This is a genomic window from Bacteroidota bacterium (assembly GCA_016722375.1).
Taxonomy (GTDB): domain Bacteria; phylum Bacteroidota; class Bacteroidia; order Chitinophagales; family LD1; genus Bog-950.
Genome location: JADKJG010000004.1, coordinates 194407 through 209189, shown reverse-complemented (window position 1 = coordinate 209189; position 14783 = coordinate 194407). Strand labels below are relative to the sequence as shown.

12 protein-coding genes and 4 tRNA genes are annotated in these 14783 nt (G+C 41.9%); 6 read left to right on the top strand and 10 right to left on the bottom strand.

Going from position 1 to position 14783, the window contains the following annotated elements; translation table 11 throughout:
- Positions 1–167: 167 nt before the first annotated feature.
- The 7 genes from tuf to IPP77_06315 all read right to left on the bottom strand — a co-directional run bounded on the left by tuf (position 168) and on the right by IPP77_06315 (position 3262).
- Complete coding sequence (gene tuf, locus IPP77_06345) at positions 168–1364, bottom strand: elongation factor Tu (protein ID MBL0309290.1); 1197 nt, start codon at positions 1362–1364, stop codon at positions 168–170.
- Between the two features lie 69 nt (positions 1365–1433).
- Positions 1434–1505, bottom strand: a tRNA-Thr gene (locus tag IPP77_06340).
- Between the two features lie 80 nt (positions 1506–1585).
- A tRNA-Gly gene (locus IPP77_06335) sits at positions 1586–1658 on the bottom strand.
- A gap of 79 nt (positions 1659–1737) precedes the next feature.
- Positions 1738–1820: transfer RNA gene (locus IPP77_06330), tRNA-Tyr, on the bottom strand.
- An 84-nt stretch (positions 1821–1904) separates the two neighbouring features.
- Positions 1905–1977 (bottom strand) — tRNA-Thr (locus tag IPP77_06325).
- Between the two features lie 252 nt (positions 1978–2229).
- Positions 2230–2529 carry a ribosome-associated translation inhibitor RaiA gene (gene raiA / locus IPP77_06320; protein MBL0309289.1) on the bottom strand — a complete coding sequence of 100 codons (300 nt, stop codon included), beginning with the start codon at positions 2527–2529 and terminating at the stop codon, positions 2230–2232.
- A gap of 205 nt (positions 2530–2734) precedes the next feature.
- Positions 2735–3262 (bottom strand): TlpA family protein disulfide reductase, encoded by a 528-nt coding sequence (locus IPP77_06315; protein MBL0309288.1) that lies wholly within the window; start codon positions 3260–3262, stop codon positions 2735–2737.
- Between the two features lie 126 nt (positions 3263–3388).
- Between IPP77_06315 and IPP77_06310 the strand changes: the two genes are divergently transcribed.
- Both IPP77_06310 and IPP77_06305 read left to right on the top strand, forming a co-directional pair.
- On the top strand, positions 3389–5023 hold the full coding sequence (locus IPP77_06310) for a hypothetical protein (protein MBL0309287.1): 1635 nt from the start codon (positions 3389–3391) through the stop codon (positions 5021–5023).
- Between the two features lie 9 nt (positions 5024–5032).
- Positions 5033–5902, top strand: a complete 870-nt coding sequence (locus tag IPP77_06305) for an Omp28-related outer membrane protein (GenBank protein ID MBL0309286.1) — start codon at positions 5033–5035, stop codon at positions 5900–5902.
- A 255-nt stretch (positions 5903–6157) separates the two neighbouring features.
- Here IPP77_06305 and IPP77_06300 read toward each other — a convergent pair whose 3' ends face one another.
- Positions 6158–6412: a 30S ribosomal protein S20 gene (locus IPP77_06300; GenBank protein MBL0309285.1), complete on the bottom strand. Its 255-nt coding sequence runs from the start codon at positions 6410–6412 to the stop codon at positions 6158–6160.
- A 202-nt stretch (positions 6413–6614) separates the two neighbouring features.
- On the opposite strand from IPP77_06300, the gene IPP77_06295 reads away from it, so the two are divergent.
- Genes IPP77_06295 through IPP77_06280 form a run of 4 tightly spaced genes read left to right on the top strand, consistent with a single transcriptional unit; the run spans position 6615 to position 12891 of the window.
- Entirely contained in the window at positions 6615–9320 is a 2706-nt protein-coding gene (locus tag IPP77_06295; GenBank protein ID MBL0309284.1) for a 2-oxoglutarate dehydrogenase E1 component, read from the top strand.
- Positions 9321–9350: 30 nt separating this feature from the next.
- Complete coding sequence (gene odhB / locus IPP77_06290; GenBank protein MBL0309283.1) at positions 9351–10580, top strand: 2-oxoglutarate dehydrogenase complex dihydrolipoyllysine-residue succinyltransferase; 1230 nt, start codon at positions 9351–9353, stop codon at positions 10578–10580.
- A 10-nt stretch (positions 10581–10590) separates the two neighbouring features.
- Positions 10591–11994: a dihydrolipoyl dehydrogenase gene (lpdA, locus tag IPP77_06285; protein MBL0309282.1), complete on the top strand. Its 1404-nt coding sequence runs from the start codon at positions 10591–10593 to the stop codon at positions 11992–11994.
- A gap of 6 nt (positions 11995–12000) precedes the next feature.
- A complete protein-coding gene (locus IPP77_06280) occupies positions 12001–12891 on the top strand; it encodes an NAD(P)-dependent oxidoreductase (protein ID MBL0309281.1) in 891 nt (296 codons plus the stop codon).
- A gap of 12 nt (positions 12892–12903) precedes the next feature.
- Here the strand turns inward: IPP77_06280 and IPP77_06275 are convergent, their stop codons facing one another.
- Positions 12904–13311 (bottom strand): 6-carboxytetrahydropterin synthase, encoded by a 408-nt coding sequence (locus tag IPP77_06275; GenBank protein MBL0309280.1) that lies wholly within the window; start codon positions 13309–13311, stop codon positions 12904–12906.
- Positions 13312–13579: 268 nt separating this feature from the next.
- Positions 13580–14245 (bottom strand): fibronectin type III domain-containing protein, encoded by a 666-nt coding sequence (locus tag IPP77_06270; GenBank protein MBL0309279.1) that lies wholly within the window; start codon positions 14243–14245, stop codon positions 13580–13582.
- Between the last annotated feature and the right edge of the window lie 538 nt (positions 14246–14783).

Genomic DNA, 14783 nt, shown 5'->3' with positions numbered 1-14783 from the left:
AAATCGGGTTTGTTTAATTTCCTCCCTCTACACTCCCTCCAGAGGGAGACAAATGGACGATTTTCCGAAGAAGTCTACTAATTGCTATGGTAAAAACTTGGCAATAACAGGCACAAAAAAAAGGCACCCTTTGCAGGGTGCCTTTTTAAGATTATTGTAATGAAATATTACTTGATGATTTCAGTTACCTGACCGGCACCTACGGTTCTGCCACCTTCACGGATAGCGAAACGAAGACCCTTTTCCATCGCGATAGGATAGATTAGTTTGGTAGTCAAGGTTACGTTGTCACCAGGCATCACCATTTCTACACCTGCAGGCATGGTGATTTCACCGGTAACGTCCGTAGTACGGAAATAGAACTGAGGACGGTATTGGTTGAAGAATGGAGTATGACGTCCACCTTCTTCTTTGCTCAATACGTACACTTCGCATTTGAATTCAGTGTGTGGAGTTACAGAGCCTGCCTTGCAGACAACCATTCCACGCTTGATTTGTTCTTTTTCAATTCCACGAAGCAGCAAACCAACGTTATCGCCAGCTTCACCTCTATCCAAAATCTTACGGAACATTTCAACACCTGTAACAGTAGAGGTTAGCGCTTTTTCGCCTTCTTTAGCCAATCCGATGATTTCAACCGGATCGTTTGAATTGATTACACCTCTTTCGATACGACCAGTAGCCACTGTTCCACGACCTGTGATAGAGAATACATCCTCTACAGGCATCAAGAACGGAAGGTCCACCATCCGCGGAGGAACCGGAATCCAGTTATCAACAGCATCCATCAACTCTTCAATCTTAGCCACCCACTTTGGTTCGCCATTCAAAGCACCTAAGGCAGAACCTTGGATGATAGGAATGTTAGCGCCGTCGAATTTGTAGAAAGTCAAAAGGTCACGGATTTCCATTTCTCCTAATTCAAGGAATTCCGGATCGTCCACCAAGTCAACTTTATTCATGAAAACAACAACTTGAGGCACCCCTACCTGACGAGCCAACAAGATGTGCTCGCGAGTTTGAGGCATTGGTCCATCGGTAGCAGCAACTACCAAGATAGCTCCATCCATTTGAGCAGCACCGGTCACCATGTTCTTGATGTAATCGGCGTGGCCCGGACAATCTACGTGTGCATAGTGACGTTTTGTCGTCGAATATTCCACGTGTGCCGTGTTAATCGTGATACCTCTTTCTTTTTCCTCGGGAGCATTGTCAATAGAAGAATAGTCTCTTACTTCTGCCAGTCCTTTTTTGGATAATACTGTAGTAATAGCAGCAGTCAAAGTGGTTTTTCCATGGTCAACGTGTCCGATGGTTCCGATGTTAACGTGCGGCTTGTCTTTAATGAATTTTTCTTTAGCCATTGTTATTGTTTTTAATTGTTGTTTTTAAAATTGTTTATTGTTGTTTACTAATACACTTTCCACTTATAGAGCCGTTGAAGGGAATCGAACCCGCGACCTCTTCCTTACCAAGGAAGTGCTCTACCACTGAGCTACAACGGCAGGCCCATTTTGAGTTTAGAATTTTGAAAAATGAATGTTTCATTCAACATTCAAAATCCTTAACTCATCTCTTCCTCTTGAGCGGGAGACCAGGTTCGAACCGGCGACCTACAGCTTGGAAGGCTGTCGCTCTACCAACTGAGCTACTCCCGCATTGTTAATTATGAATTGATGAGTTCTGAATGATAAATTTTATTCAGCACTCATCATTCAACATTCAGCATTCATCAAGTGGGGAGATCAGGATTCGAACCTGAGAACTCGTAAGAGGACAGATTTACAGTCTGTTGTCGTTGGCCACTTGACTATCTCCCCATTTAGGGTGAACTTATCAAAGAACTATTTTCTACTTCAATCCTTCTTTCCTCTTCCAAAAAAGAGGAAAGATTTTTATTTCAGAGCCAGCGGAGGGAGTCGAACCCCCGACCTGCTGATTACAAATCAGCTGCTCTACCAACTGAGCTACGCGGGCTTGTTTTAATCCCCAACCTTCCCGATTCACATCGGGATGCTCACTAAAGAGCTTCGCGGGGCTTGTTTTAACCTGCCTAAGCCCAACTTCAGGCTTCAAGTCTGATATATGAATGAACAACCGTTCTAAAAACGGAGCGCAAATCTAAACAGTTAATTGAATTATCAACAGGGAGGAAAAATATTTGAGTGATTTCAATTGTCAGGACTGTGGGGTAAAAAAAACGGCGCTTTCGGCGCCGTTTCTAATTATCTAATGTGCTTTTACTTTTTGTTTTTGCTTTTTGAGTTGTTGCGCGATGGTTTGCAAGGCTAAATCAGTGCTTTCTTCAAAGGTTTTTGAAGTTTTTGAGACAAACAATGTTTTGCCCGGTACATGCAGTTTAATTTCAACAATCTTATCCTTAATGCTTTGGTTGCTTTCCATCTTCAAAAAGACCTCTGCTTCGATGATTCGGTCGAAATAGGTTTCCAACTTGTCAAGTTTTTTGTTTACAAAATCTACGAGTTGTGTAGAGGCATCAAAGTGTACGGGACGAATTACTACGTTCATAATACATGGATTTAATTAGGTTAGAAAATACATTGACGATACTAAGATAACGAATAGCTCCTTATCATCTTGTATGTTCTACGTAAAAATTTAAAAAAATGTTACCACCAAGACGAAAATATTTAACTCAATAAAAAAAGGATGTCTTCCATTTGCTGGAAACATCCTTTTTTTAAAAAGTCAATAATCAGGTAGTTAGCTTTGCCTAATGCTTGGCTAATCTTTGAAGTTCTTCTTCTAAAATATATTCATCTCCATCTACATAGCCGGAATGGGAGTAAACTATTTTTCCGGTCGAGTCGGCCACCATTGTAAAGGGGACGCTTTGAATATTCATTTGCCTCTTTAGTTCTTGATTCACATCAAGCAAAACCTCATAAGGCAGGCGTTGCCCTTCAATATAGGGTTTAACTTTGGAGGCATTTCTGGAATCGTCAATGGAAACTGCAATAATCTGTACATTGTATTTCTTCTTCCAGTCGTCATACAGGTCGCTCATATTGTTCAGTTCCTTTTTACAGGGAACGCACCAAGTAGCCCAGAAACTCAATACAGTGATTTTTCCCGAATGGGCATAGTCGGCTACATTCACCTTTTTGCCATTGATGTCTGTGAGCGTTACCTCCGGCAGGGTCTTTGCTCCAATCACCTTCTCTATACCCTTTTTCGTGTCCTGTGCCTGAACAGAAAGACTCAAAATAAGTATGAAAAGAACTGCTATTTGTTTAAACATTGATTTGGTTTAGTTGCAAGGTTAGTCAACCTTTGTGTCAAAGGTAATATTGCAGGCGGAACTGTAACATTTTTTGTAAAATCATTCATTCGTATAATTTTACAGCCGTTACCTATTATATCGCTGATGCAATTTTATAAAATATTCGCACTTATCTTTTTTCTGGCCACGTGTTTGCCAAGCTATAGCCAATGGGGATATTTCTCAGGTTCTTTTCAGTCAAACACTAACTTTTTTATTCGTGATGAAAAAATCGGTGCTGCCAACATGCCTCATTATGATAACCTGAAAGTAGGAACCGATGCTTGGTTTAATCTGAACTACAATAACGATAAATTTGATCTTCAAACCGGCGTCCGCCTTGACTTCTTCTATAATTCTATTCTCCGGGTCCCAACTACTCCATATACCGGAGTAGGCGTCGGTAATTTCTTTATAAAGAAGAAAATCAAAGATCTGAGCATTACAGGCGGCTATATATATGACCAGATTGGCAGCGGCATTATCTATCGCACTTTTGAGGAAAGATCGCTAGGGATAGATAACGCTTTGGTAGGCGCCAAACTAGACTATGATGTAAAGGGTAAATTGAACCTAAAAGCATTTGCCGGTGTGCAGCGGTTGAAGTTTTCTTTTCAAAAACCCATCATTGTAGGGTTCAATGCCGACGGAAATTTTGCCATAAAGGATAAAGTCATTTTTCAGCCCGGTGTAGGCATTGTGAACCGCAGCATGAATCAGGAGAACATCAACTTGGTGGTTGCTACCATTGAAAGTTATGATACTATTGGAAGGTTTGTTCCTAAGTATAATACGTACGCTTTTACAGCTTATAACACGCTGACGTTTGGTAATTTTAGCTGGTATTTTGAAGGGGCTTATAAAACATCGGAAGCAATTAAGAAAGATCAGATTTATGCCGCCACCGATTCTTTGATTAACTCGCCGGGCAATTGTTTTTTCACCTCTTTAAATTATTCCCGCAAAGGTATCGGCGTTACCTTGCAAGTCAAGCGCACCGAAAACTTTTATTTGCACACAAATCCCAACCCTACAGAGGCGCTTTTTGATGGTATGATGAATTTTCTGCCACCGGTTTCACGACAAAATTCCTTGAGGCTTCCAGCACGATATTTCTCTCCTTCTCTTGAAAATCACGAACTTGCCTTTTCGGGAGAAGTAACCTATTCTCCTATCAATCAACTTAATCTGACTTTCAGTGGGTCTTTTATCCGAGATTTCGTTTTTAAAAAATATAATCCTTCAAAAGAGGTATTTTGGGGAGAGGGATTTTTTGCAGCGATTTATCGCCCTAACAAGAAGATTGAAGCGGAGATTGGCTTCCAATATGTTCGGTATAACAAATTCATCTACCGAAAAGAAGGGAAACATGACATCAACTGCTACACCCCCTTTGCTGAGTTCACCTATAAATTCACCAGAAAATCTTCACTGCGAGTTGAGTTGCAATACCAAAATGTGAAGAAGGATTATGGGCAATGGATGTATGGTTTAGTGGAGTTTAATATCGCACCGCATTTCTCATTTTCAGTTTCGGATATGTGGAACTTTCAACCCAACCCGGAAATCAATCCTTATGCTAACCATTATTATTCTGTTTTTGCAGGTTACACTATTGGCGCGCACCGCTTCACATTGAACTATGTGAAGCAAGTAGAAGGAATAGTTTGCACCGGCGGTGTGTGCCGTATTGAGCCGGCTTTCAGCGGAGTTAAGTTTGGAGTAAATTCAACTTTTTAAATCAATATCATGCTGAAAGCATTTTCTAAGGCTTCTATTTTTTCTCTGATTCTAATCATCTTGTTCCCTTCTTGTAAGGAAATAGGTCCCAATATTAATCTCCGTGGAAACGAAAATTCAATTTCGGATACTACTTATCTGGAGTCTCCGTCCCCATCGGCTGAAGATAAAAACGTGGTATTGGAAGAATTTACCGGAGTACGCTGCCCTAATTGCCCACAGGGACATCAAATCATTGAAACAATTAAATCTTCAAATCTGGGTAGAGTTATTTCCGTCAGTTTTCACCCTGTTAATTCTTTGGGAAACCCTTATCCTTTTAGTCCACAAAACTTTCAAAGTCAGAAAGCACAGACGATTTTTGACTATCTGGGACAAATCGGCTTGGAACCAGCAGCTTCAGTGGATCGTAAAGTCTATTCCGGTGAATCAAATATACTGACAGGCGCATCAAAATGGCCGGGCTATACCTCTTCTCAATTAGCTTTACCTACACCGGTCAATATTTCACTTGATAAGCTATACGATTCAGTTAAGAATGAATTGACCGTCATTGCAGAGTTGCATTATACCCAAACCATAACTGAATCCAACCGACTCACCATTCTTGTAACCGAAAGTGGAATGATAGCTCCGCAATTAAATGGCTCAACTATTGATACTTTTTATAGTCACCGGGACGTGATGCGCGATTTCATCACCAATATTCAGGGCGATGACTTGCCCGTGACACTTGAAAAGGGAAGGGTCATTCGTAAGGTATATAGTAAAACGTTAGACGCACTCTGGAAACCGGAGAATATGCGCATCGTTGCTTTTGTTCATGAGTTCCAAAACAGCAAAATAATTTACCAAGGAAAGGAAGTTGATATCAAATAAGGCTCTTTAATCCTTCTGATGCATTCCTTTCAATTTTCCTTTAGGAATGTATTATCCAAGCAGAGAAAATCCAAACCCTTAAGTTTTACAGTTAATCTTGATATAGACATTGGTCATTAAAGAAAGATATCCTTACGGGATACAAAAGAAGTTGTTGACAGAAGAGTTCCCGTAGTGGGTGAAGAGAAAGCGGTAGAAATAAAAAAAGCTCCGAAATCAATTTCGGAGCTTTTTTGTTTATGCTTTTCGGCAGAATTATTTCGCCTTAGCGAAACGCTTCATCAAACCTGATTTCAGGTTGGCTGCTTTGTTTTGATGGATATATCCTCTTTTTGCCATTTTATCAATAGCAGAAAACACGGTAGGAAGCGTTTTGATTGCTTCCGCATCTTTCTTCTCTGCGCGAATGTCTCGGATAGCATTACGCATGCTCTTAGCATAATAACGATTAAAAAGTCTGCGCTTTACGGTCTGACGGGCGCGTTTTTCTGCTGATTTGTGATTGGCCATTTCTTGTTTCTGTTTAAAAAAGGAGTGCAAATATAGATTTAACAGGCTATTTTCCAAAAACCACACAATTGTTTTGGCAAATATCAATCTACAAGGGTTTTGTGAGATTTTAATAATTAAACCTTTGCTTTTCACTCCTTATCTATCAAAAATCCAATTTTACATTGTTAGGTTTGCACGCTAAATAATCATAGACTTAACTATGGATACTTATTCCTTTTTGAGCAATGCTACTCCTGAATATATAGAGAACCTCTATCTCAAGTTCCAAAGCAATCCTACTTCGGTAGATCCAGAATTCAAAAAATTCTTTGAAGGCTTTGATTTTGCCACGCTCAATTATAACGGAAAGAAATCCTCCGTTTCGGCGGATGAACTGAAAGTATATCGGCTGATTGCTGCTTATCGCTGTAAAGGGCACTTGATAGCAGATACCAATCCTCTGAGGCCTCGTAAAAACCGCCGGGCAGAGTTAGATCTTTCTTATTTCGGATTAACGGAAAGCGACCTCGAAAGAAAATTTTCCGTAGGTGCTGAAATAGGTTTGCTCAATGCTACACTTGGAGAAATCCTCGGAAAGTTGAAGGCTCTTTATTGTAGCACTATTGGCTTTGAAATAGGTTACATCCGCCTGAAAGAGGAGATGGATTTTTTCCGCGAAAAAATAGAGCAGCGCGAAAAAATGATTCACTATTCAGTCGAGAAAAAGGAGCATATTCTTCGGATGTTGAACAAAGCAGTGTTGTTTGAAAAGTTTTTAGGCACCAAATATATCGGAGAGAAGAGGTTTTCGCTTGAAGGAGGAGAAGCAACTATACCGGCACTGGATGCCATTATTCGGTATTCTTCTTCTATGGGTGTCAAGGAAGTAATTTTTGGCATGGCTCACCGGGGCAGATTGAATGTATTAGCCAATATCATGTCTAAAACATACGAGGAGATATTTAATGAGTTTGAAGGAAACCAACAATTTGACATTACTACCGGTGACGGTGATGTTAAATATCACCTTGGTTTTGCTACCCAATATCCTGTCGGAGAAAATAAATCGGTATATCTAAAACTAATGCCGAACCCCTCACACCTTGAAGCTGTGAGTCCTATTGTCACCGGGTTTACCCGTGCCAAGGGAGACGTTATCTATAAATCCGACTTCAAAAAAATATTGCCTATCCTGATTCATGGAGATTCCGCTATAGCCGGACAGGGTGTAGTTTATGAAATATTGCAGATGGCCAAGTTGGAAGGGTACTGTACCGGCGGAACCATTCATTACGTAATCAATAATCAGATTGGATTCACCACCGATTTTGATGAAGCTCGGTCTTCTGACTATTGTACCTCAGTCGCAGCGGCATTTGAAGCCCCCGTGTTTCACGTGAACGGCGATGATATTGAGGCGGTAGTGTTTATTGCTGAATTGGCGGCTGAATACCGGCAGAAATTTGGCAAAGATGTCTTTGTGGATATGGTTTGTTACCGGAAATGGGGACACAACGAAAGCGATGACCCTAAGTTTACCCAACCGCTCATGTATAAGTTGATTGAAAAACATCTGAATCCTCGCGACATCTACTCTAAAAAGTTGGAAGATGATGAAACGGTAGATACTGAGATGGTTAAACGTCTGGAAAAGGAATTCTGGAGCGAGTTACAACAGAAGCTTGATGCAGTGAAGGAGCATCCCCTTCCTTACCAACATCAAATGAATGAAATAGCCTGGAAAAAACTTCGCCCGGCGAAAATTGAAGACTTTTTCGAATCACCTAATACTTCCATTACAAAAGAGGCTGTAAAGAAACTGATAATAGGATTAAATAAATTCCCGGATGGATTCACTCCTTTAAAAAAAGTAAAGAAGTATCTCGATGAGCGTAACCACCTAATGCAGGACGAAGGAAAGCTCGATTGGGCGGCGGCTGAACTACTCGCCTATGGAAGCATCCTTTTAGATGGGAATGATATTCGATTGAGTGGTGAGGATGTAAAGCGGGGAACATTTTCGCACCGCCACGCAGTGCTTTCTGATGAAAACACCGCCGAAGAGTATTGTCGCTTACGCGATCTCGCCGAGGATCAGGGGCATTTCTTCGTTTACAATTCTCATCTGAGCGAATATGGCGTGCTCGGTTTTGAGTATGGTTACTCTATGCCCAGTCCTGAACCTTTGGTCATCTGGGAAGCGCAGTTTGGCGATTTTGTGAACGGTGCCCAAATTGTAATTGACCAGTTCATCACTTCCGGAGAGAGCAAATGGCAGCGGAGTTCAGGATTGGTACTTTTATTGCCACATGGTTATGAGGGGCAAGGACCGGAGCATTCTTCGGCACGCCTAGAAAGATTTTTACAGCAGTGTGCCGAAATGAATATTGTCGTAGTCAATATCACCGACCCGGCCAACTTCTTTCATGCTTTGCGAAGACAACTGGCTTGGCCATTCCGAAAGCCGTTGGTTGTGATGAGTCCTAAATCATTGCTTCGCCATCCACGTTGTATTTCGCCAATTGAAAATGTATTGACTGGCGGATTCCAAGAATTAATCGTGGACAAGGCCGAAAGTGAAAAGGTGCGGAAAGTATTGTTTTGCACCGGCAAAATATATTATGACTTGCTGGCGAAGAAAGAGAAGGAAGACATAAAGGATGTAATCATTGCGCGTGTGGAGCAACTGTATCCAACCCCTCAAGACAAAATGATTGCACTGACTAACCAATATCCGGATGCGCAAGTTTGCTGGGTGCAGGAAGAACCGGAAAATATGGGAGCCTGGTATTTCATTCATGCCCGCCTTCACGACAAAATGAACATAAAGGGCATTGCCCGAAAAAATTCTGCTTCTCCAGCCACCGGGTTTAAAAAGGTACATGCGCAGGAGCAAGAAACTATTTTGAAAAGAGCATTTGAATAATTGACTCACCACTGAATAACAGAAAAGAAAATGACAGAAGTTAAAGTTCCCTCCGTAGCCGAAACTATTACAGAAGTAACCCTTTCGCGATATTTGGTGAAGGAAGGTGAATATGTTGAAATGGATCAACCTCTTTGCGAACTGGAAACAGATAAGGCATCACAGGAGATCCCCTCACCGATTGCCGGTACTGTGAAATTCGTAGCGAAAGAAGGAGCAGATTTAAAAATTGGTGCCGTGATTTGCAATATAGATGAAACTGCTGCCAAACCTGCTTCTGCACCAAAGGCGGAACCTGAACAGAAAAAAACCACTGCTCCAAAGAAAGAAGAGCCAATTAAATCAGAAGTCAAAATACAGCAATCAGAAAGTGTGAGCGGCTTTCCTTCGCCCGCTGCTAAAAAAATATTAGCTGAAGACGGACTGAAATCATCCGACGTGAAAGGAACAGGAATCAAAGGAAGAATTACCAAAGAAGATGCCATAGCTGCCGTCAGGAATAAAGCCAACCGCCCACAGCGCGAAGCGTTTAGCAGAAACGAAAGAACAGAAAAGATGAGCCGCCTCAGAAAAACAATTTCTGATCGTCTGGTGTATTCTAAGAATTCGACAGCAATGCTGACCACATTCAACGAAGTGGACATGAGCGCCATCAATAAGATTCGTGAAAAGTACGGTGACAAATTCAAAAAGCAGAATGAGGTGAGTTTGGGAATCATGAGCTTTTTTACTAAGGCTGCATGCCTGGCATTAGAAGCCTTCCCGGCGGTAAATGGCTATATCGAAGAGGGCAACCTTATCTACCATGACTACTGCGACATTTCTATTGCCGTTTCCACGCCCAAGGGATTGGTAGTGCCGGTGATTCGCAACGCTGAATCGCTTTCGATGGCAGAAACTGAAAAGAAAATAAAGGAGCTGGCTATCAAAGGTCGCGATGGAAATCTTTCTATGGATGACATGACCGGTGGCACTTTCACTATATCCAACGGCGGTGTTTTCGGTTCATTGATGTCCACCCCTATTATCAACCCGCCACAATCTGCAATACTTGGAATGCACAAGGTAGAAGACAGGCCCGTTGCGATAGCTGGCCGGGTAGAGATTCGTCCGATGATGTATTTGGCGCTATCTTATGATCACCGGATTATTGATGGAAAAGAAAGTGTCAGTTTCTTGGTAGCTGTAAAGGATTTCCTAGAAAACCCTTACAAAATGCTCCTTGGCGCAGACCCTGTTGATTTGTTATTAGAACTATAAACCATTTTTGATGTCAAAATATAACGTCGTTGTTATCGGCTCCGGTCCCGGAGGGTATGTAGCAGCTATTCGCTGTGCGCAATTAGGTATGAAGGTAGCTATCATTGAGAAATATGATGTGTTGGGGGGCACTTGTACAAATGTAGGATGTATTCCTTCCAAAGCGCTGCTTGATTCATCGGAACATTACGAAGCAGCCATGCACAAATTCAAAGAGCATGGATTGAATGTGAAAGGAATCGAAATTGATTTTGCACAAATGATAAAACGGAAGACAGATGTGGTTCGTCAAAACAACGACGGCATTGGTTTCCTGATGAGAAAGAATAAGATAGATGCCTATAAAGGAATCGGTTCTTTTGCTTCTGCCAATAAAATTTCGATCACCAACACTAAAGGTGAAAAAACAGAAATCGAAACGGAGAAAACTATTATAGCTACGGGTAGTAAACCTACCCAACTTCCATTTATTACGGTTGACAAAAAGAGAATCATCACCTCCACAGAGGCCCTGACTTTGACCGAGATTCCAGAGCACTTAGTCATCATTGGCGGTGGGATAATTGGTGTAGAATTAGGTTCTGTTTATATGCGCTTGGGTTCAAAGGTGACAGTGGTTGAGTTTCTCGACAAGATTGTTCCTTCTATGGATGAAGAAATCAGCAAAGAGCTATTGCGGATATTGAGAAAACAGGGAATGGAATTCCTAATTTCCACCAAGGTTACCGGTGCGACAGTGAATGGCAATGAAGTGACCGTCACCGCAGAAAACAAAGCTGGAGAAAAAGTAGAATTGAAAGGAGATTATTGCTTGGTTGCTGTTGGTAGGGTTCCTTACACAGCAGGGCTTGACTTGGATAAAGCCGGATTAAAAGCTGACGAAAAAGGAAGGATTCCTGTGAATGAGCAATTAGAAACCTCCGTTCCCGGTATCTATGCCGTCGGAGATGTCATTCAAGGTGCTATGCTAGCTCATAAAGCAGAGGAAGAAGGGATATTCGTAGCGGAAACCATCGCCGGACAGAAACCACATATCAATTACAACATGATTCCCGGCGTGGCTTATACTTGGCCCGAAGCTGCCAGCGTGGGGGCTACCGAAAAAGAATTAAAGGACAAAGGCATTGAGTACAAAACCGGTAAATTTCAGTTCCGCGCTTTGGGGCGTTCGCGCGCCAGCGGTGATATAGATGGTTTTGTAAAGATTCTTGCTTCTAAGGAAACCGATGAAATTCTCGGCGTTCATATTGTTGGCGCACGCGCTGCTGATTTAATTATCGAAGGCGTAGTAGCGATGGAATATCGCGCCAGCGCAGAAGATATTGCCCGCATGAGCCATCCACATCCTACTTACACTGAGGCATTCAAGGAAGCCTGTCTTATGGCCACCGATAACCGGTCCATTCATAGTTAGAATATCGTGAAGAAGAAGCTGCTCATCACCGGTGCTTCTGGGTTTCTCGGCTATCATTTATTGAAAGCCGCTTCCAAAGATCGGGAGGTATATGGTATTTATCATTCTCGAAGTCTAAATTCGAGAAGTGCCATAACGATTCACTGCGATATCACCGATTACATTTCACTCGGCAATTATTTTGACGACATTGAACCGGATGCCGTCATCCACGCTGCCGCCAAGGCCGATGCTAACTTCTGTCAGCAAAATAAAGAACAGAGTTATCTAGTGAACGTCGAAGCCACAAAAAATATTGCCGGAATTTGTTCTGATTATCATATTCCTTTAGCCTTCACTTCCACCGACTTGGTTTTTGATGGCACCAAAGGAATGTATCGCGAAGACGATGTTAAGAATCCGGTTAGTGCTTATGGGGAACAAAAATCTATTGCCGAAGATGAAGTGCTGCGCATCTATCCAGACACAACGGTCTTTCGTTTGCCTTTGATGTTTGGTTATCCCGAAGCCAGCGCAACCAATTATATGCAGCAGTTTATCGGGCAAATGAGGAATGGAGAAACGCTCCACCTGTTCCATGATGAATACCGCAGTGTTTGCGGCGCCGGTAGCATCAGTGAAGGGATTTTAACCCTGTTTGAGAAAACCTCCGGCATCATTCATTTAGCCGGAAAAGAAAGATTGTCACGGCTTGACTTTGGCAATATGGTAGTCAAGGCATTTGAAATCGCTACCGAAAAAATCCATGCCTGTTCGCAAAAAGATGTAAAGATGTCCGTCGCACGTCCTGCCGATGTGTCGCTTGATATTTCAAAAGCAATCTTATTGGGCTATAATCCATTAAAAGTGGAAGAAGAACTCGGACTCATTGCGCAGTCCTCTATGCTCGGCTCATAAGCCATAAATATTTCACACAGGATATTCAAAATAGTTGCGCTCGGTTTCCCAAAGCCTTATCTGCAAATCATACTTCTTATCCAACGCCTTTCGTACACGATTATAAATGACCACAACAATATTCTCACCGGTCGGATTCAGATTTTTAAAATCCTCCACATCCAGATTTAGGTTTTGATGGTCTAAGTATTCAATCACTTCTTTCCGGATGAGTTCAGTCAATTCGCTCAGGTCAATCACATAACCGGTTTCGGGGTCTATCTCTCCTACTACTTTCACATCCAGCCGATAGTTATGGCCGTGATAATGCTCGTTGGCACAAAGCCCGAATACTTCTTTATTCTTCTCATCGCTCCAATCTTTCCGATACAGGCGATGGGCAGCGTTGAAGGTTAGTTTACGGTAGGCAGCTACTCTCATAAGATCATTTGACGGCAAAGTAAGTTCTTCCTCTGAAAAACACAGGCCGCATAGATATTATTTACCTCTTGCCTCGATCAACATTTTAAAAAGAAGAATATCTGCCTTGTGAAAAATGAGCTGTGATAAGCTGCCTATCGTTGGTTCCTGTGCTTCCTAAATACGCTCTACCTTACCCACATCGAGGTTCTTGAACAATATTCTTGAGCGCTTATCTCTGGTGCGGCACATAGAAATTTTCATTGCCGATATTTATTCCACCTATCTCTTAATACAAAGGAAGTTTTGGTCTGAAAGCATAGCCAGTACGATAACCATCAAATCCTTTAGAACTCAAAGTTGCTATGCGGAGATTGTACCTCACTCCGGGCTTTAGTTTACGAACAGTGATGGACGCTTTTTTTGTTATTAATACTCTTTTCCAACCCTTCACAAGTTCATCTGTTATTTCAATTCTATAACCCGAAGCCTTTTTCACTACCTTCCATCTTAACTCGTATGACCCATCTTCGGCGCCATCTTTTCCCTTTATCCATTCTGTAAAAGGCAAATAGCCTATGGGGCTTCTTTGATCGCGCAGATTCATACCACTACTCAGTACAATCTCGGGATTGCCATCGGCCACTGCTTCTACATAAGCCTGAAGTTGTGCCATCTTCTTATTGAGTGCTTTCTCCTTCTGATTGCGTATAATAGTAAGCTCCTTGCTGCCCGGTAGTTTGGCCTGTGCCTGTCTCAATTCACTAATCGCTGTACTGACAGATGCCAAAGTAGGCATCGGGTTTAGGAAGTAAGAATTATCGGTCATCTTTCTAACAATTTTATCACTCAGTGATGTTTTTTTCGTTATGCTTAAATCTTTGAAACCCAGCTTAACAATACAAAGAACCATTAAGCCAATTTCCTCTTTACTATCTGTGTTTTTCCGTTTCATTATTACCGTTTTTCTAATCTTATACGAAGACCTTTTTAAAAAGGTTTCAGAAAGCGAGCAACCGGTGATAAAAAACTAAGAATGGAGCAATACGTTCCCTGCTTTCATTTAGAATCATTAGAAAGTTTAGGTAAAACGACCAGAATCCTCCGTAGGATAGCTCCTATCCCGGGCAGGACAAGCACTCGCCTATGTAGGATAGAGGCTGTCCTAGGTAGGATTGGTGTTATCCTGGGTAGGATTATGTCATCCTATGGAGGATTAGAGCAATCCTCTGAAGGATGGGGGCTGTCCTGCGGAGGATGGGCGCTGTCTTATGGAGGATAGATGTTATCCTATGTAGGGCAGTTTGTGACCTACAGAGGATTGTTTCTATCCTACATTGGAATGTCTGAATTTTATTCAGCAAATCTTCCGAAGCACCATGACCTCGCCTCGAAATATAACAGCAACGGGCCGTGTGGTTTGCATTGCTAATTCAATAGTCTATGGGCAGAGAAAAAGATAATCACTTTGTATTAAACGCTACACAAAACGA

Excerpts from the sequence above, each read along its gene's own strand:
- tuf (MBL0309290.1), bottom strand. The coding sequence starts at position 1,364 with ATGGCTAAAGAAAAATTCATTAAAGACAAGCCGCACGTTAACATCGGA.
- raiA (MBL0309289.1), bottom strand. The coding sequence starts at position 2,529 with ATGAACGTAGTAATTCGTCCCGTACACTTTGATGCCTCTACACAACTC.
- IPP77_06315 (MBL0309288.1), bottom strand. The coding sequence starts at position 3,262 with ATGTTTAAACAAATAGCAGTTCTTTTCATACTTATTTTGAGTCTTTCT.
- IPP77_06310 (MBL0309287.1), top strand. The coding sequence starts at position 3,389 with ATGCAATTTTATAAAATATTCGCACTTATCTTTTTTCTGGCCACGTGT.
- IPP77_06305 (MBL0309286.1), top strand. The coding sequence starts at position 5,033 with ATGCTGAAAGCATTTTCTAAGGCTTCTATTTTTTCTCTGATTCTAATC.
- IPP77_06300 (MBL0309285.1), bottom strand. The coding sequence starts at position 6,412 with ATGGCCAATCACAAATCAGCAGAAAAACGCGCCCGTCAGACCGTAAAG.
- IPP77_06295 (MBL0309284.1), top strand. The coding sequence starts at position 6,615 with ATGGATACTTATTCCTTTTTGAGCAATGCTACTCCTGAATATATAGAG.
- odhB (MBL0309283.1), top strand. The coding sequence starts at position 9,351 with ATGACAGAAGTTAAAGTTCCCTCCGTAGCCGAAACTATTACAGAAGTA.
- lpdA (MBL0309282.1), top strand. The coding sequence starts at position 10,591 with ATGTCAAAATATAACGTCGTTGTTATCGGCTCCGGTCCCGGAGGGTAT.
- IPP77_06275 (MBL0309280.1), bottom strand. The coding sequence starts at position 13,311 with ATGAGAGTAGCTGCCTACCGTAAACTAACCTTCAACGCTGCCCATCGC.
- IPP77_06270 (MBL0309279.1), bottom strand. The coding sequence starts at position 14,245 with ATGAAACGGAAAAACACAGATAGTAAAGAGGAAATTGGCTTAATGGTT.